The organism is Bartonella sp. AD24XZML (assembly GCF_042196485.1).
Taxonomy (GTDB): Bacteria; Pseudomonadota; Alphaproteobacteria; order Rhizobiales; family Rhizobiaceae; genus Bartonella.
In genome coordinates this window covers 1-18876 of the sequence record NZ_JBHIQH010000084.1, presented here as the reverse complement: position 1 = coordinate 18876, position 18876 = coordinate 1, and the positions used below count along the sequence as shown (strand labels likewise).

At 37.5% G+C, this 18876-nt stretch carries 15 protein-coding genes and 2 pseudogenes; 16 read left to right on the top strand and 1 reads right to left on the bottom strand.

Annotated features, from left to right (window positions below):
* Positions 1-26 precede the first annotated feature (26 nt).
* The 9 genes from pstC to ACFIMX_RS08100 all read left to right on the top strand — a co-directional run bounded on the left by pstC (position 27) and on the right by ACFIMX_RS08100 (position 10379).
* Entirely contained in the window at positions 27-1487 is a 1461-nt protein-coding gene (gene pstC / locus ACFIMX_RS08140; protein ID WP_375694306.1) for a phosphate ABC transporter permease subunit PstC, read from the top strand.
* On the top strand, positions 1484-2773 hold the full coding sequence (gene pstA, locus ACFIMX_RS08135; protein ID WP_375694305.1) for a phosphate ABC transporter permease PstA: 1290 nt from the start codon (positions 1484-1486) through the stop codon (positions 2771-2773). Before pstC ends, pstA begins: the two co-directional genes overlap by 4 nt.
* A gap of 51 nt (positions 2774-2824) precedes the next feature.
* Positions 2825-3583 (top strand): phosphate ABC transporter ATP-binding protein PstB, encoded by a 759-nt coding sequence (gene pstB, locus ACFIMX_RS08130; protein ID WP_375611792.1) that lies wholly within the window; start codon positions 2825-2827, stop codon positions 3581-3583.
* Positions 3584-3604: 21 nt separating this feature from the next.
* Positions 3605-4327, top strand: a complete 723-nt coding sequence (gene phoU, locus ACFIMX_RS08125) for a phosphate signaling complex protein PhoU (protein ID WP_375640242.1) — start codon at positions 3605-3607, stop codon at positions 4325-4327.
* A 551-nt stretch (positions 4328-4878) separates the two neighbouring features.
* On the top strand, positions 4879-5712 hold the full coding sequence (locus tag ACFIMX_RS08120; protein WP_375618022.1) for a cell wall hydrolase: 834 nt from the start codon (positions 4879-4881) through the stop codon (positions 5710-5712).
* A 177-nt stretch (positions 5713-5889) separates the two neighbouring features.
* Positions 5890-7137, top strand: coding sequence for an aminopeptidase (locus ACFIMX_RS08115; RefSeq protein WP_375640241.1), 1248 nt, complete (start codon positions 5890-5892; stop codon positions 7135-7137).
* Between the two features lie 275 nt (positions 7138-7412).
* Complete coding sequence (mutM, locus tag ACFIMX_RS08110) at positions 7413-8288, top strand: bifunctional DNA-formamidopyrimidine glycosylase/DNA-(apurinic or apyrimidinic site) lyase (RefSeq protein WP_375618020.1); 876 nt, start codon at positions 7413-7415, stop codon at positions 8286-8288.
* Between the two features lie 83 nt (positions 8289-8371).
* The gene (locus ACFIMX_RS08105; protein WP_375694304.1) at positions 8372-9766 is read left to right on the top strand and encodes a M20/M25/M40 family metallo-hydrolase; all 1395 of its coding nucleotides are present in this window, start codon (positions 8372-8374) and stop codon (positions 9764-9766) included.
* Entirely contained in the window at positions 9759-10379 is a 621-nt protein-coding gene (locus ACFIMX_RS08100) for a ribonuclease D (protein WP_375640238.1), read from the top strand. Before ACFIMX_RS08105 ends, ACFIMX_RS08100 begins: the two co-directional genes overlap by 8 nt.
* A 72-nt stretch (positions 10380-10451) precedes the next feature.
* On the opposite strand, the gene ACFIMX_RS08095 is transcribed toward ACFIMX_RS08100, so the two are convergent.
* A complete protein-coding gene (locus ACFIMX_RS08095) occupies positions 10452-10580 on the bottom strand; it encodes a hypothetical protein (RefSeq protein WP_375634011.1) in 129 nt (42 codons plus the stop codon).
* 977 nt (positions 10581-11557) lie between these two features.
* Between ACFIMX_RS08095 and ACFIMX_RS08090 the strand changes: the two genes are divergently transcribed.
* The 7 genes and pseudogenes from ACFIMX_RS08090 to ACFIMX_RS08060 form a co-directional block, all read left to right on the top strand.
* A complete protein-coding gene (locus ACFIMX_RS08090; RefSeq protein WP_375640237.1) occupies positions 11558-11887 on the top strand; it encodes a hypothetical protein in 330 nt (109 codons plus the stop codon).
* A gap of 819 nt (positions 11888-12706) precedes the next feature.
* Positions 12707-12967 carry a hypothetical protein gene (locus tag ACFIMX_RS08085; RefSeq protein WP_375640236.1) on the top strand — a complete coding sequence of 87 codons (261 nt, stop codon included), beginning with the start codon at positions 12707-12709 and terminating at the stop codon, positions 12965-12967.
* 419 nt (positions 12968-13386) lie between these two features.
* A complete protein-coding gene (locus ACFIMX_RS08080) occupies positions 13387-14220 on the top strand; it encodes an outer membrane protein (RefSeq protein ID WP_375640235.1) in 834 nt (277 codons plus the stop codon).
* Positions 14221-14552: 332 nt separating this feature from the next.
* The gene (locus tag ACFIMX_RS08075) at positions 14553-15377 is read left to right on the top strand and encodes an outer membrane protein (protein ID WP_375694303.1); all 825 of its coding nucleotides are present in this window, start codon (positions 14553-14555) and stop codon (positions 15375-15377) included.
* A gap of 323 nt (positions 15378-15700) precedes the next feature.
* Positions 15701-16051, top strand: a pseudogene (locus ACFIMX_RS08070) (hemin-binding protein E); the annotation flags it as partial.
* 382 nt (positions 16052-16433) lie between these two features.
* A complete protein-coding gene (locus tag ACFIMX_RS08065) occupies positions 16434-17324 on the top strand; it encodes an outer membrane protein (protein ID WP_375694302.1) in 891 nt (296 codons plus the stop codon).
* A 644-nt stretch (positions 17325-17968) separates the two neighbouring features.
* Positions 17969-18876: pseudogene (locus tag ACFIMX_RS08060) on the top strand (hemagglutinin repeat-containing protein); the annotation flags it as partial.

Below are 18876 nucleotides of genomic sequence, written 5' to 3'. Positions count from 1 at the left end.
TTTTTTTATAAAAACTGAAAGATAAAATGCGCATTTCCTTCATTGTTTTGCTATTATTGATTTTTGGATTTTGTGGCTTTTGTATTTCTTATATGCGAGCACGCATTCTTGAATACAGACAACATAAAATGCATTCTCGTGCGTATTATTATGGCTGGTGGACATTTTTGATTACTGTTATTCCAGCTTTTATTTTTTTAATTGTTTGGGATGCTGGGAGTACAATTTATTTAGAATATAATGCCTCTCGAGAGCTGGGGGCGTATAGTGCGCATGTAACAGAGCCTGTAAATCACGATCTACTTTGGGAAACACTTCGAAGTCTCGTCAAAAAGATTCATCGCTTTGAGGGGAATCTTTCTACCGCTTCCTATAAGGAAGTGCAGGCACAATTACTCGCGAAGGGATTGATTTTATCCGATGAAGCATCGGATGATGTGTTCGAAATAGCACAGTCGTGGGTATTCTCTTCTGAAAAGCTTAAGTTTATAGGTTATGTTTTCCTTTTTTCTATTGCGTCCTTTGGTTTTATCTGTGGAATGATGCAAATTGCGCCTCATCAACGTGCCCGTAATAAGGTTGAATCTTTTATTATTATTGGATTGATTTGTGCATCTATTGTTGCTGTCTTGACAACAGTAGCCATTGCGCTTTCTATGCTTTTTCAGACAGTAAGCTTTTTTCAGTCTGTATCCTTTTCAAATTTCTTTTTAGGAACAGTTTGGGATCCGCGTTTTTCCGCGAGCGGTTCCAGCGATGAAGTAGGACAATTTGGTTTAATACCGCTTCTTGCTGGTACGCTTTATATTGCATTTGTTGCCATGCTTTTTGCTGTACCTATAGGACTATTTTCAGCTCTTTATATGGCGGAGTATGCTTCTGCGCGATTGCGAGCAATTGTAAAACCATTGTTGGAAGTTCTTGCTGGCATCCCAACCATTGTTTATGGTTTTTTTGCTTTGAAGGTTGTGGGACCATTTTTACGTGATCTTTCTGTTTCTCTCTCAGATGGGGTTGGTTTTATTATGGCACAAAGTGTTTTGACCGCTGGAGTTGTGATGGGAATTATGTTGATACCTTTTGTTTCCTCTTTATCGGATGATGTTATTACGGCTGTTCCACGCATTTTACGTGAAGGTTCTTATGGTTTAGGCGCAACGCAATCTGAAACAATTAAAAAAGTTGTTATACCAGCAGCGCTTCCAGGGATTATGGGGGCCATTTTGTTGACGGCATCGCGTGCAATTGGAGAAACAATGATTGTGGTTTTGGCGGCAGGTGTTGCAGCAAACTTAACACTCAATCCTTTCGAAGCAATGACTACGATGACTGTTAAGATTGTTAATCAATTGACCGGTGATTTTGAGTTTAATTCTCCACAAACTCTGGTGGCTTTTGCCTTAGGGATGACGCTCTTTGTTATGACACTTTTGATGAATATTCTAGCTCTTTATATTGTGCGTAAATATCGGGAACAATATGAATGAATGAAGATTTTTTTCCTCGTCGCAATATTAGTCTCAAGCGTCGGTATTGGGCTGAACGTCGTTTTCGTGCCTATGGTTTGATTGCCATTTTTATTGGTTTATTTTTTTTATTTACGCTTTTAGGGTCTATCATTAGTCAGGGTTATACAGCTTTTTTTCAAAGTGAAATGACATTATCGATTTATTTGGATGAAAAGATCATTGATCCAAGTAGTCAACGTAAAACAAAACCACAAGTGCTCATGACGGCGAATTATCCACTTCTTGTACGCAATGCTTTAGCGAAGAAACTTAATATCAATCAAAATGATCGAGCCTCTCTTTTGGACGTTAACCGTATGTTTTCAAATGGTGTCCGTGTTCAACTGCGTGAAATGGTGACAAAGAATCCAAAACTGATTGGCACAATGCAAAAAGTTAAAGTTTTGGCATCTGCGGATATTGATTCTGCTTATAAGGGACAGATTGATCTGCGTGTAGCAGAAAAAAACCGTAAAGTTTCTAATCGACAAATAGAATGGATAAAGCGTTTAGCGCATGATGGTACGCTTTATAAAACATTTAATATTGGTTTTTTTACATTTGGCGCTTCAAGTCGTCCTGAGACTGCGGGATTAGGTGTTGCGATCATTGGTTCTCTTTATATGATAGGCATCGTTTTATTAGTTTCACTTCCAATAGGTATAGCAACGGCTCTTTATTTAGAAGAATATGCACGCAAAAATAAATTTACAGATTTTATAGAGGTTAATATCAATAATCTTGCAGCTGTTCCTTCAATTGTGTTTGGTCTTTTAGGACTCTCTTTTTTTGTTAATTTTTTAGGATTACCACGTTCAGCTTCTTTTGTTGGTGGTCTTGTTTTAGCGCTCATGACTCTTCCCACGATCATTATTGCAACACGTTCTGCTCTGCGTGCTGTTCCTCTCTCTATTCGTTCTGCAGCTTTGGGGTTGGGAGCATCAAAAACACAAATGATTTTTCATCATGTTGTTCCTTTAGCTGCGCCTGGCATTTTGACAGGCACAATTATTGGAGTCGCTCAGGCTTTGGGTGAAACAGCTCCTTTGCTTTTGATTGGAATGGTTGCTTTTGTTGTTAATATTCCTACGACCCCCATGGATCCAGCAACGGCTTTGCCTGTTCAAATTTTTATGTGGGCAGGTGAAGCAGAGCGTGCTTTTGTTGAAAAGACATCAGGTGCTATTATTGTATTGATGATTTTTCTTGCGATCATGAATATTTCTGCGTTTTTTTTACGTCGACGATTTGAACGCCGCCAGTAATTTTAATAAAACAACAGCTTTGATAAGATTTTTGTAAGGTGAATTTTTGTAATGAAGATTAAAATGCGCGGTCAGGATGTGAAGGTTTCTTACGGAGATAAAGAAGCACTCCACGGTATTACACTTGATATTCCGGAACATCAAGTAACTGCTTTGATTGGTCCATCAGGATGCGGAAAGTCAACTTTTTTGCGTTGTTTTAACCGTATGAATGATACAATTGAAGGCGCTAAAACAACTGGTCTTATTACCTTAGATGGGGAGAATATTTATGACACACGGATTGATGTTGTAGAATTGCGCGCTCGTGTTGGAATGGTTTTTCAAAAGCCCAGCCCTTTTCCAAAATCTATATTTGAGAATGTTGCGTATGGTCCACGCATTCATGGTTTAGTTAAAACACGCTCTGAATTGCATGATGTCGTTGAAAAGAGTTTGAGGCAGGCAGGTTTGTTTGAAGAAGTAAAAGACCGCCTTCATGATCTTGGAACAAGTTTATCAGGGGGACAACAACAGCGTTTGTGTATTGCACGTGCTATTGCGGTTAGTCCTGAAGTTATTTTGATGGATGAGCCATGTTCAGCTCTTGATCCCATTGCGACAGCACGGATTGAAGAGCTTATCGATGCGTTACGGCAAAATTATACAATTGTTATCGTAACGCATTCCATGCAACAGGCCGCACGTGTTTCTCAATATACGGCTATGTTTCATTTAGGGCATTTGGTAGAAGTTGGTGCGACTGAAATGATCTTTACCTCACCAAAAGAGCAACGGACGCAAGATTATATTACGGGGCGTTTTGGATAGGTGAATTGAGGAGTGTAAGATATGTCTATGAAACATACTGTCCGTTCTTATGATGCAGAACTAAAATATTTAAGAGTAAGGATTACAGAAATGGGGAGCCATGCAGAAAGGATGATTGAACGTTCTGTCGCATCGGTTGTGTGTAGTGATCTTCAACTTGCAACGACAGTGATTGCCGATGATGTGTTTTTAGATGAAGCAGAACGTGACATTGATGAAAAAGCGGTTGCTATTATTTGCAAACGCCAACCGATGGCTGTCGATTTGCGTGAAATTATTGGAGCCATTCGTATTTCTTCTGATCTTGAACGGATTGGGGATATGGCAAAAAACATTGCTAAAAGGACTGTTGCACTTTCAGAAATACGTCAATCTGCTTCTGTTTATCATGGGCTTGAAAAGATTACAGCTTTAGCACTCAATCAATTAAAAGAAGTCTTAAATGCTTATACGAGTCGCCTATTAGAGCGTGTTGACGCCGTGCGTGAGCGTGATGAGAAGATTGATGCTTTGTATACTTCTCTTTTTCGTGAACTTTTGACGTATATGATGGAAGATATGCGCAATATTACGGTTTGTACGCACTTACTTTTTTGTTTAAAGAATATTGAACGAATTGGTGATCATGTTACTAATATTGCTGAAATGCTGCATTATATCATAACGGGTTACCATATGTCCTCTGATCGTCCTCGCGATGACCTTACTTATAAAGTTGGGGTAGGTGAGAAGAAAATAGATTAAAATTTCTCTTATATATATATAAGATCAGTTTGTAGATATATGAGTATTCTCTTATAGTGCAGCTATAGAAAGAATAAGATAACCATCTATGGAAAAGCACAAAGAAGCAACAAAGAGTTTTTTCAGAGAAGTATGGCAGATTGTTAACTCTTGGTTTGACATATTTGTATATTGGATGATATCATCACTCGTATTGTGGGGCAGGAGGGGAGTTTTCTAGGGGATTTCCTTTCAGATCATTTTGTTAAAATTTTATATTAAAGGGGATATCTGTATTATTTTTTCGTATGTAGAAGAAGTGGATAGTGTTACTTTATTGTAATTGAAACGTGTGGGTTATTATAGCCTATATTGAGCCATGAAGAATAACAATATCGATCCGCAAATTAATAGTTTTTTATTTTTTATTTTGCATAGATACTTTTTGATTACCTCTTGTATTAAAATTTTACTGAGTGGTAACAATTAGCTATGTACTTTATTGAGAGATACATTTAAAGCTCATTTCAAGACTTGAATATCTCAGAGATTATAGGAATGTGTTGCATAAGATGAAAAAAAATCGTTGGAATGTTTTTGTTACCTGTTGTGTAGTGCCGTTAGTTGTTGTGGGATGTGCTTCAAGTCATTTAGATGCTGGAAAAGTAGATAATAATAAGACAAAAACGGTTACATATCCATTGACAGAGCGTCAATGTCTTATGCGAGCGATGTATTTTGAATCAAATCGCACAAGCCGTGAAGGAATGATTGCCGTTGGAACGGTTGTTATGAATCGTGTTAATTCAACCGCCTATCCTAAGACGATTTGTGGTGTTGTTGGTCAATATAGGCAATTTGCTCCTGGTGTTTTAACGCGTCCTATGACCGAGAAAGCATCTGTTGCTCGTGTAAGAGAGGCGGCTGATGCCGTTTTACGGGGTGAACGAGATAAGAAAGTTAAACACGCTAAGTTTTTTCATACCGCTGGTTTGTCTTTTCCGTATAAAAACATGCATTATGTTCAGGTTGCAGGGGGAAATGCTTTTTATGAAAAACGATCACGTGATGGAGAACTTCAAGTTCCTACAAATAATCGCCCTTATGATGTTGCTTATGCTTTTGCTCAAGAACGTTCTGGTCATGCGCCAAGCTTTATAGATGAAGGCTTAGAGAGTAGGGGAGTAAAGGCAGAGAAAAGTACATCTCCTTTGACAGAAGTAGCACAGTCCAAGACGGCACATCCTGCTCCTTTTGCTATGGTACAGCTTGATAAAGTTCCTATTCCTGCCTATGCACCTCAACATCTAGCTAGGAAAGAGGAAAATAAAACGATTATGGCTTTACCTTCATCTGATCAGTTAAATGCAATTGTTGCAATGTTAGAAAAACGACACAGGAACTAGTAAGTTTTTCATGACCAAAGAAGGATGATATACCCATTGCGGTTTATGAATTAAGTGAATTTTAGCGATAATGATACGCATAAATATACGTAGAGAAAGCGAACTCAAAGGATCTGAAAAACAATTTATAATATGACGACATAAAGAACGCATTCTATTTAAAGAAGGGTATTGGTAATGTACTTTGATATTCATGAGACAATTTCGTCTGAAATGCTTAATCGTCTTGCAGAAATTACAGTGAAAGTGGGGTTGAATTTACAAGAGGGGCAGGATCTTGTTTTAACTGCTCCAGTTTCAGCGTTACCTTTTGTTCGGCGTATTGCATATCATGCTTATAAGGTTGGTGCTGGTGTCATTACACCAATTTTTAGTGATGATATGTTATCGCTTACACGGTTTGAAAATGCCCATACAACTAGTTTTGATTGTGCCCCTTCTTGGCTTTATGAGGGAATGGCAAAGGCTTTTGAAAATGGGGCAGCGCGTTTAGCGATTGTTGGTGATAATCCTTTGCTCCTTTCCAATCAGGATTTTGATAAGGTTTCACGTTTAAATAAAGCCACTTCAATAGCTTACCAGCCGGCACTCAAGCAAATATCAAATTTTGCTATGAATTGGTCGATTGTTGCTTATCCAACAGCAGGATGGGCTGAGGCAATGTTTCCTTCTTTACCACTTAATGAGGCGATTAAAAAATTAGCCGATGCAATTTTTTCTGCTTCACGTGTTACAGGAGAAGATTCGGTGCAGGCGTGGACTGTCCATAACGAGAATTTAAAGAAACGATCATCTTGGCTTAATGAGCAGCGTTTTTCTGCCTTACACTTTACAGGGCTAGGGACTGATTTAACTGTTGGTTTGGCAGATGATCATGAATGGCATGGTGGTGCATCCATTGCTCAAAATGGTGTTATTTGCAATCCGAATATTCCGACAGAAGAAGTTTTCACGACTCCTCATGCTCATAAGGTTGAAGGCTTTGTTTGCTCAACAAAGCCCCTTTCCTATCAAGGAACACTGATTGATAATATTGAAGTACGTTTTGAAGCAGGGCGTATTGTTGAGGCTCGTGCATCAACAGGCCAAGAAGTTTTACAGCAGGTTTTGCAAAGTGATGAGGGTGCAAGCCGGTTGGGTGAAGTTGCCCTTGTGCCCCATTCTTCACCAATTTCTAAGAGTGGCCTCCTTTTTTATAATACCTTATTTGATGAAAATGCTGCATGTCATATTGCTTTAGGGCAGTGTTATTCCAAATGTTTTTTAGATGGGGCATCATTGACGTCAGAAGAGATTGCAGCACGTGGTGGGAATAAAAGTGTCATTCATATTGACTGGATGATTGGTTCTGGCGAAATTGATATAGATGGCATTACTCAAGATGGTGTAAGAGTTCCTGTATTTCGTAAGGGTGAATGGGCTTAATCCTGTGATGCCGTAAAACACCATCATTTGAAGTGGGGTGGTATGTAAGCCTCATTGATACGTTAAGTATTTTAGAGTGTGTGGTATATATTCAAGGCAGGGTTTGGCCATAAAGCCTTTAGTTAAATGACTCACATGAGTAGGAATCCAAGTAAAATCCACTCATCAAGAATTTGTTTAGTAGATGTAGAGGAAGTCTTCGTTCTTTGAGGGGTGGGAAGAAGTCAATTTATCAGAGATACGATTGGAAAGTGTATAATTATTAAAGAAGAGTAATGCCTGAGCTTCCTGAAGTAGAGACAGTTCGTCGTGGACTTGAGTCCGTTGTAACTGATGCAAAGATAGTATCTGTCAAACTTAATCGTAGAGATTTGCGCTTTCCTTTTCCTGAGGCTTTTTCTGAGCGCCTTATTGGCAGAACAATTATAGAACTTGGTCGGCGTGCGAAATATTTATTATTTCATCTTTCTCAGGATGAAACGATTTTAAGCCATTTAGGAATGTCTGGTTCATGGCGTATAGAGAATGATTTTTTAAGAAAAGCTTGTTCAGCGTCAAGTAAATTAGTTAAACATGATCATTTTGTCATGGAGATTCAGACAAAGAATGGTGACGTTTATCGTCTTATTTATAATGATGTGCGTCGCTTTGGGTTTATGCTTTTAGTCGATACGGATAAGCTTTATGAACATCCACTTTTAAATAAGCTAGGTCTTGAACCTATGAGTAATTCGTTTTCTGGTCGTTATTTACAAAAGGCTTTTGTTAATAAAAAAATGTCTCTCAAGGGTGTTTTACTTGATCAGTCTATTGTTGCAGGTCTTGGGAATATTTATGTTTGCGAAGCACTTTGGCGGAGTCGTTTGTCTCCACAACGTGGTGCATTTACATTGGCATCAAAAACGGCACGTGCACGTGAATTTGCAGATTCTTTAGCACAAAATATATGCAATGTGATTTCTGAAGCCATTTTGTCTGGTGGCTCTTCTTTACGTGATTATATGCATATAGATGGTTCGCTTGGTTATTTTCAGCATACTTTTTCAGTTTATGGACGAGAAGGCAAGCAATGTTTGGAATGTGGAGCGCCTATTATGCGCATTTTACAGGCTGGACGTTCAAGTTTTTACTGCTCACAATGTCAAAAATGAATAAGGTGTCTTGCAAAATCTTACAAGAGGCTTAAAGTCATCGCATCTATAATATAATTACACAAGGCTTGAAAGGTTTTTTTATGCTGAATAAAGTACTAACACATCTTGATGGAAATATAGAGAAGAGCCTTGAACGCCTTTTTTCTCTTTTACGTTTTCAATCGATTTCTACAGACTCGGCTTACAAGGATGCATGTCGTAAAGCAGCTGATTGGTTAGTAGAGGATTTAAAAAGCATCGGTTTTGAGGCTTCACGCCGTGATACGCCGGGGCATCCAATGGTTGTTGGGCATCATCCAGGACCTTCAGATGATTGTTTGCATGTGTTGTTTTACGGACATTATGATGTTCAACCTGTTGATCCATTGAGTTTATGGGAGGATGATCCATTTACACCTTCTTTAAAAGAGAGAGATGGAGAGAAAGTTATTTGTGCTCGTGGAGCTTCAGATGACAAAGGTCAGTTGATGACTTTTATTGAAGCATGTCGTGCATTTAAGAAAGAAACAGGGCAGCTTCCTATTAAAGTTACTGTTTTATTTGAGGGAGAAGAAGAATGTGCTTCTCCTTCCCTTATTCCTTTTTTAAAAGCAAATACAGATGAACTTAAGGCAGATTATGCATTGGTTTGTGACACGTCAATGTGGGATGCGGATACACCATCTATTGCTCTTTCTCTTCGGGGAATTATGGCAGAAGAGATTATTATCACAGCAGCGAATCGTGATTTGCATTCTGGTTATTTTGGAGGAGTAGTAGCTAACCCCATTCGTATTTTAACGAAAATCTTAGCAGGACTTCACGATGAAAATAATAGGGCAACACTTCCTGGTTTTTATGATGGCGTAGAAGAAACACCTCCACAGATTTTACAATCATGGAATGCACTTAATTGTACTGCTGAAAATTTTCTTGGTCCTATAGGACTTTCCGTTCCAGCTGGTGAAAAAGGGCGGAGCATTTTAGAGCTTGTATGGGCACGTCCTACCATGGAAATTAATGGTATTAGTGGCGGCTATGAAGGGGAAGGGATGAAAACAGTTATTGCTTCTCAAGCGAGTGCAAAAGTATCGTGTCGTTTGGTGCATAAGCAAGATCCAGAGAAAATACGCCAAGCGTTGCGTGATTATGTACGTAGCTCAATTCCTGCTGATTGTAAGGTTGAATTTAAGAATCACGGTTCTTCTCCGGCACTTCAGATTTCGGATGATTCATCTTTTACCAAGGCGGCGAAGGATGCTCTATCACAAGAGTGGGAAGTTCCTGCTGTATTAACAGCCATGGGGGGGTCGATTCCAATTGTAGCAGATTTTCGGTCAATTCTTGGTATGGAAACTCTTTTGGTTGGTTTTGGACTGGCTGATGACCGTATTCATTCTCCTAATGAAAAGTATAATTTAAAATCGTTTCATAAGGGGCAGCGGTCTTGGGCGCGTATTCTTACTGCTTTAGCAAATAGGAGGGTGAATGGCTGAGATTCGCGTTCATCAAGGTGATTTGCCAAACTTAGACAATTATAAAACTGATGCCATTGCGATTGATACTGAGACTTTAGGATTACAACCACATCGTGATCGTTTATGTGTTGTTCAGGTTTCTTCTGGAGATGGGACTGCTGATATTATACAGATTGCTAAAGGACAAAAGAATGCACCAAATTTGATAAAATTGCTTGAGGATAACGCAATCACCAAAATATTCCATTTTGGGCGTTTTGATCTTGCTATTTTAGCACATACATTTGGTGTTATGCCAGAGGCTATTTTTTGTACAAAGATTGCTTCGAAACTCACGCGTACTTATACGGATCGTCATGGCTTGAAAGAAATTTGTAATGAATTGCTGAATGTGAATATTTCTAAACAGCAACAATCTTCGGATTGGGCGGCAGAAACGTTATCACAGGCACAAATTGAATATGCTGCGTCGGATGTGTTATATTTGCATCGTTTAAAGGTTATATTTGAAGAACGTTTAAGACGTGAAGAGCGAGAAAATGTTGCCAAGGCATGCTTTCAATTTTTGCCTATGAGAGCTAGGCTTGATCTTTTAGGATGGGCGGAAGTTGATATTTTTGCGCATAGCTAACTTTAAAATTGGCTTTTAAATGGAGTTAATTATTGATGTGAGAGGACAAAATGCTTGTACATTATGGGCATTTTATCCTCTCATCTTTACCATCATTTTTAATTCTGCTTTACGACTTTCAAAAGTATTTAAAGCAATGTCTGTTAAATAATAGAGATTACGCATTGCCTCATGCTTTTTTAATGGATTTACATTCTTCATGTAAAACAGAACGCCCTAACGGAATATATTTGTGTTGCTAATTCATGTACTTTTTGTAAAGAAACCGACACCCAAGTTCATTTTACGGCGGTGCTCATAAAAGATATAACGATAAAGCCTCCAATACCAATATAAAATCTATTGAACACTACCATCTTACGCTTATAGAGTTAACAAGCCGCTACTATCACACATTTTGCCAACACCCAATTTTGCGACAACCCTTGGCACTGGAGACGTTTCATAAAAGGCATTTTTAGTCCTTTATTGTACAGTTTCACTCCACATAGGCTTCCTCACTTGTAATGTACAAACAAATGGTTTTGGTTGATTCAACATGAGGAAGATTTGGAATGAAAGGGTTTTATGGTATTTGGAGTTCTAGTTTAATATGGATAACGCTATATTATCATTATAAATCAATATATTATATGATTAATATATAAAGATAACCACGATTATACTGAACAATGCAAAGAACGGCACCTAGAAAGTGACCTAGAAACAAATTAGCAAGGAATATGCTTTTACCAAGTTAAAATGTTAACTTTTGCGTTTAAATGGTTTCATAAGATAAAACTCCTTTTTTCAAGAGTCTTATCCATATATCAACCTCATTTATGACATGTAAGCGAATAATTTTGCTTAATGTATCATGAGCGAATTTAAAATAAGATAATCTTATGATACTGAGAGCGCTCATTCAATAGGGGGGATTTATAAATCAATATGTTGATATGACATTTGTGTAGTTTATTCTCCCCAGACGATATTTTGCGCTTTTATGCATTTCCAAACAAGTGATTTCTATGTTTGTAAAGTGGGGCAATTTGCATTTATTTTAAAATTAAAATGCTTCAAAGCTTTGTTTTTTGAGGATTCTCACTTTTTATCTATAAACATGCTATTTTTTCTGGAAATTTGCAATGAAGACACTAGATAAAATCCATTATGGATATTTCTACGAGGTTAAATTTATGAACATAAAATATTTTATTACGGCTTTTGCTACGTTTGCTTCAATCTCTGTAGCTCAGAGTGCTTCTTTCTTGTCTTCTCAAAAGTTAATAGAGGGTATACCTTCTCTTGTTCCTCCTAGAGATCTTTTTTCTAGTGAACAGTTGAGCAAGATTTTCTCTGAAGTTGTTCAAATGGAACTTTCTTGCACGCATAACAACCAATGCATAACAGCAGCTGAGTTAGTACCTGTATCATATTCTGGTAAAAAAAGATTTCAAAAGCCTAAAAAAGGATCAGGGAAAGGAAGACGACCAGATTTATTTAGACGAAGTCCAATGAGTTATTAAAAAGTAAGAAAACAACATCAAGAGGTCTAACGTATGATCGGGAATTGAAGAGAGGAGATATTTTTTATCATTTGAAAAGTGGAGGAGCAGTTGTTCGCAAAGGGTATTATAATTGTGTACGGAGGGGGTGAAGAGTACTATTTGGAAAAGATATGGGGAGGTGGATTTCGGTGTAAGAATACTCTGTATAATGGCAATCGCTCGTTACAAAATTCATGGGTTTGGATAAATATAACCTCCGGATTTTTGGTTACGCTGTTATGCTGTAAATACTGTCATTTTAAGCGTAACTATACAGCGCAATAAAACTCCTTGATAAGTGTTTTTAGAGTAGGGCTTGTCCAGAGAGCCTTTAGTTAAGTGAATCACATAAGTAAGGAGTTAAGAAAAATCCTATTGACAAGAAACTAAGCTGTTTGCAGAGAGGATACTTCATTAAAATCGAGTGAAGCAACAAAAATGTTAAACTTTTGATCTTTGATGGTATGCTTCGACTACAGAATTTATAAAATATTCATTTGTCTATGATTCAAAATATCAGATATTTTTTCTGCCAAATTCATGATTTTTAAAGCAAGGTGTGGTATGAAAACTTTAAGAAAGATTTCTCGTTTTTTCAGCTTTAAGGAGATTTCTATATAAGTTTTAATGTTTATCATACCGGTTGTCTGTCTTTAGGTATTTTTTTCAATTTAGCTAAAAAGAGTATGAAATGATAGCCTACAAATAGGGCTAAAGCTCTGGAAAAGATTTTCTAGAAAGTTAAGCAGAAGCGTAAATATTTCAAAAAATAATAAATGCCTAATTAAAGCAAAAAGCATGTGTGATAAAATTACCTGTGATTTTGTTGCAATCTATGGAGTATTGGGAGTCTTGTTTTATGCGGTACAAGCATTCTTTAACAATGATGAAAAAACAATCAAAGAGCTATTCACATTTGGTTATGCGAAGGATGAAGCTAAAAACGTTGTTTGTATGAATTTAAATGGAACAGTTGGATTTAGCTGCTCTCAATATTGTAACGGTCTTCACTATTCAATATTGAGAGTATTCATAGGTGGCATTTTAGCTTTTAAATAGTTTTATTTATTCACACACTTGCTCGTTTGTGAGGTGCAGAGGGATGGTTTTGGTTTCTTTAATATAAAAAGGCTTAAGATAAGAGCATCTTCAATATTGCAGACGAATTAATATAAAAGATATTTTTTCATTATAAATCAATATATTATATTTTCATTCCAATAGCACACGCTTTACACGGGGGTACTGTGACGCAGTTTTTTTACAAAATTTATAAAGGAGAGCAAATGTGAGAAAAAGAGATCATTTGTGCATGGGCATAGTTTTATTCTCATTTTATTACAGATCAAGCAAATAAGGGTACTTTGATTGGCTTTTTGTTTTTTTTATGAGTGTATCATTTTTGCTACAGATATCTGAAGTTTGGGCTCTATATGAAATGGTGTGTTCAAATAAATATTCAGCTATGGAGAGAAAATATGAATATGAAATGGTTAATAACAGCTTCTGCTTTCGCTTTTGTTTCAGCTTCAGCAGCACAAGCAGCAGATGTTATTGTTCCCCCAAGTCCAACACCTGTTGCTCCCGTTATTGTTGCTCCAACTTTTTCTTGGACAGGTTTTTATGTTGGGGGCCAGATTGGTGGTTTTTCGGGTAAAACGAAAATGGATATTCTCAGTAATGGAAAAAAGATTCCAGTACCTGATGACCTTTTGCCTAAACTATCTGGTTTCATGGGTGGTCTTTATGCAGGTTCCAACGTTGATCTTGGTAATGGCCTTATTCTAGGTGTTGATACAGATATCATGTGGTCTAATAAAGATGACACGAAGACAGGAAACACATATGTTATTCTTCCAAATCACATAAATTATATTAAGAAGATATTAACAGAATCTGGAATTAATATTGGTAAAGATGCGCTTGAACCTGGTGCTAAACGAACCCACAGTTTCACTTTTAAAGAAAAGTGGGCTGGTGCGACACGTGTACGTATTGGTTTTGCAGCTGAACGCATTATGCCTTATGTTGCTGGTGGTATCGCTTATACCCAGCTTCAAGATACTGCATTGATTTCAATAACAGGCAAAGATTCAGACAAAGTAATCGCTTCTGGTACTCTGTCTGATGAAACAAAGACTCTTGTTGGTTACACTCTTGGTGCTGGTGTTGATTTAGCAATGACCAATAATATTATTGTCCGTGCGGAATATCGTTACTCAGATTTTGGGAAAAAGAAATTCTCAAATGATAAATATGAGACTTCTTACAAAACCAATGATTTCCGTGTTGGTGTTGCTTACAAATTTTAACAGATGGTAAGTTAAATAACAGAAGCTCTGTCAAAGACAGAGCTTCTGTTATTTTCTGTTGCCATATTATCACACAATACATAATTTATTGTGGATATGAAAAGATATTATTCAGGTTTTCTTAAAAAAATCATAGACAACAAACAAGAATTACATTTAAAAATCAATAAGTTATATATATATATCTTTAGGTTTCTCGTACAAAATCAAGCTATGAAGCGATTTTGTCTGGGATGTGCCCTCCATTTTCTGTGACTGTATCATTTTTACTACAGCTTTTCTTTCTGTAATCTTGTAGCACTGTGCTCATAAATAAATTAGGAGCAAAGTTTATGAATATAAAATCTTTAGTAACAACTTCTGTTATCGCTATAGCAGCAGCTTCTGCAGCACAAGCTGCTGATGTTGTTATCCCTCGTGAAACAGCCCCAGCAGTTATCTCAGCCCCTTCATTTTCTTGGACAGGCTTTTATATCGGTGGTCAAGTTGGAAACTTTTCAAGTAAAGTTGATGTATATGATTCAGCGACGAACAATAAAATTGGTGACAAAGATTGGATGCCTAAGCCTTCTGGTTTCATGGGTGGTATCTATGTAGGTTCTAACGTAGATCTTGGAAATGGACTCATTTTAGGTGTTGAAACTGATGCAGTCTGGGCAGATCGCGAAGAATCAAAAGACCGCGCTGCGAAAACTGTTGAAGGAGATTTCAAGGACACTTTTGATAACCTCAAACCTACATATGCTTCAGGAAAAGATAAAGACTCTATAACGTCTACAAGCAAAAAGATAGACAGCGTTTCTCTAAAAGCAAAATGGTCAGGTGCTACACGCGTTCGTGTTGGTTTTGCCGCCGTTGATCGCATTATGCCTTATGTTGCTGGTGGTATTGCTTATGCACAGGTACAAAAAGTTGATTCGATTAAGGTAAAAGATGGAAATAATGCAGCTATTGGTACTGCTACCGTTTCTGATGCATCAAAAACGATGGTTGGTTTCACTGTAGGTGGTGGTATTGACTTTGCAATGACAGACAATGTTCTGTTGCGTGCAGAATATCGTTACTCAGACTATGGTAAAAAAGCATTTGTAAAGGACGGGGATAAAATAGCTTACAAAACCAATGATTTCCGCGTTGGTGTAGCTTACAAATTCTAATTTCGTCAACAACGAAATAAACGTTCAAGAGGCTCTGTCTTTGACAGAGCCTCTATTATTTTCTGTTATTATATTATCACATACCCTATATTTATTAGGGGAGTAAAAGATATTATTTAGATTTTCTTAAAAAGATTTCTATAAATGACAGATAACAATTATGCCATAAAATCAATAATTTACACATACTTGTAACTTACAATTTCTTACGAAAATTCTTATGAAAAGTGAAGTTATGGAATGATTTTATCTTGGGTGCATCTTTCGTTTCCTATGGTTGTATCATGTTGACTACAGCGTTTTTTATGTAGTCGTATAACACTTTGCTCATAATTTATGTAGGAGCAAAGTTTACGAATATAAAATCTTCAGTAACAACGTTTGTTATCGCTATAACTACAGCTTCTGCGGCACAAGCTGCTGATATTGTCATTCCTCGTGAAACAGCTACAGCAGTTATCACAGCCCTTTCTTTTTCTTAGACAGGTTTTTATCTTGGTGGTCAAGTTGGCAACTTTTCAAGTAAAGTTGATGTATTTTATTTAGAGACAAAAAAGAAAATTGGAGACAAAGACTGGATGCCTAAGCCTTCCGGTTTCATAGGTGGTATTTATTTAGGTTCCAACGTAGATTTTGGAAATGTCCTCATTCTAGGTGTTGAAACCGATGCGGTTTAGGCAGAGCGAGGAGAGATGAAGATGGTTTCAAAGAAAAATGGTTTGGTACAATACGAGTTTGTGTTGGTTTTCCATCGCTGACCGCATTGTGCGGAATACCGTTATTCAGACTGTGGTAAGAAGGAATTTAAAAAGGATTACCTTAAACTAGGCTACAAAACAATGACTTTCATATAGGTATCGCTTACGAGTTCTAATTTTATCAAAAGTGCAATTATGAATACAAAGTATTAACAAAAAATTAAATTTTAAAGAGATCTTGACTTTTACAAAACCGCTGTTTTCTGGGCTTTTATTTGTATGATTGTGACATTTTTACTACAGCATTTCCATCTATAATCTTATAAGGTCATCCTATAGTTAATTTAGGAGCAAAATTATGAATACAAAATCTTTAATAGCAACTTCTGTTGCTGCTTTAATTTCAGTTTCTGCGGCACAAGCTGCTGATGTGGTGATCCCTCATGAAGCCTCACCAGCAGTTATCGCAGCAGCCCCTTCGTTTTCTTGGACGGGTTTTTATCTTGGTGGTCACGTTGGCAACTTTTCGAGTAAAACTAAAGTAACTATTCCAGGAGAAGATAAAGTACTTTTCAAAAAAGATAACACACCTAGTCATTCTGGTTTCATGGGTGGCATTTATGCCGGATCTAACGTAGACCTTGGAAATGGTCTCATTCTTGGTGTTGAAACCGATGCAGTTTGGGCAGACCGTGAAGAATCAAAAACAGCCCGTGAATTGACTCTTACTGAAAAAAATGCAGCAGATTTTAATGCTGCCCTTGAAAAAGCTAAGGTTGAATTACAAGATCAGCAACAGTTTGAAATAGGTGACAAGGTAACGGAAAAGCACAGTTACAAAGAAAAATGGTCTGGTGCTACACGCGTTCGTATCGGTTTTGCTGCTGTTGACCGTATTATGCCTTATGTTGCTGGTGGTATTGCCTATGCGCAGGTACAGGGCATTCAATCAGTTACAGGAAAAGGAGAGAGAGCTAAAGTTGAGCAGAAAGCTGACGGGGATGGAAAAGTACCAGATGCAGGGGCTAAGCAAACCATAGATTTGACTGGTGGTACTTGGGCTGATGATACGAAGACAATGGTTGGTTTTACTATTGGTGGCGGTGTTGACTTTGCAATGACAGACAACGTTCTTTTACGTGCAGAATATCGTTACTCCGATTTTGGTAAAAAGAAATTCGCCAACGATACACGTGAATTTAATTACAAAACCAATGACTTCCGTGTAGGTGTCGCTTACAAATTCTAATTTCGTAAAAATGAAATTATCAGCACAAAAAATACTAAGGCCTCGTTTAACGGGGCCTTTATTTTATGAGCTCTCTATTTTATTCCTCTTAATCTCTTCTATTTTCATTGGTATCATTTTGTATTATAAGGCTTTAAAAAAGTTTTATATTATAAAAGGCTGATTAGTAGTATGCATCGATTTTATAACTACTTATTACATAAAATCTTATATCACGGCTATCATTTTACGCTTAAGTGAAAAGTATTTAATTAATCTCAGAATTAGGAAAAGATCATAACCAGTGACGAACTTTAGTCTACTTTTATATACCAGATTAGAGCGAGCGTACTACATCTGTTGGAGTAAGTTCTGAAACGGGAATACAGCCTCATTGGGGAAGAATATAAAGTTACAAAGAGAAAAACTAGTTTCCAACTTTATCATCTTCTTTTAATTTAGCTTTACGATTTTCAAAAGCATTTAGAGTAATGTCTTTTAAATAATGAAAATGAAGATGACGCATTGTCTTACATTTTTGTTTATTGCATTTTTTAATGGGATCATACTCCTCATGCAAACAGAACGCCCTAAACGGAATACACTTGTTGTTGTGTATTCACACATTTGTTTTGAAAAAATATTTTTCAAAGTACATCAATCTCACTTATGTCTTTGGAAATGATCTGAATATCTTAGGCTCTGATGTTCAAACAACGGATAAACTTCTCTTGCAAGCTGAGAGGAATGTTTCGATTGATGCCACACGCAACAGTATGGACAATCAGAATGGGAGTGAAACATCTCATGTTGCCTTACACAATGGCTCTCATTTAAGTTCTGGAAAAGAGACCACTGTTCTCTCTGGAAAAGATATCCATATGGCTGCTTCCGATATAGATGCCAAGGGCAATGTTGCTCTTGGTGCCCAAGGGAATATCACAATAGATACGAAATCCGATGAAATGGCGTCTCATCTTCAGAATAAAAACCTTAAAGTGGATATGCAAGCCTCTCATGCCGTTGGCTCTTCGATAAAATCGGGAGGTGACACCACTGTCATTGCAGGGCAAGATGGCAAACCGCATGATCTTAGCATCACAGGTAGTTCCATTGCGGCTGAGGGCAAGGTGGGGCTGAAAGCCAGCAACGATATTCTCATCAACAATGCAGAGGATAGCTTACAGTATGAGATGTCGTACCATAAAGAGGGTGGAGCATTTAGTAGCAGCAAATCTGAGCATAACAAGATGGATGTGAGCCAAGTTGTGGGGTCAAGCATAACAGGGGGTGAAGGCATTGCCATTGACTCAGGAAACAACACGGAAGTTGTAGCCTCGACGCTCATAGCCGGTAAGGCAGAGGAAACGTCAGGAGAGAAAGCACCAGGAGATCAGAAACAAGCGGATATTACCATTCACTCTGGGGGAAAGATTACTATCAAAGGCGCCCAAGAACAGTTGGATCAGCAAGCGCAATCGTCATCAAGTGGCTTTTTGCATGAGAAATCGTCCGATACATCTCAATCGCATACCACAACGGTCTCCTCTATCCTTGGGGCAACGGGAAACAT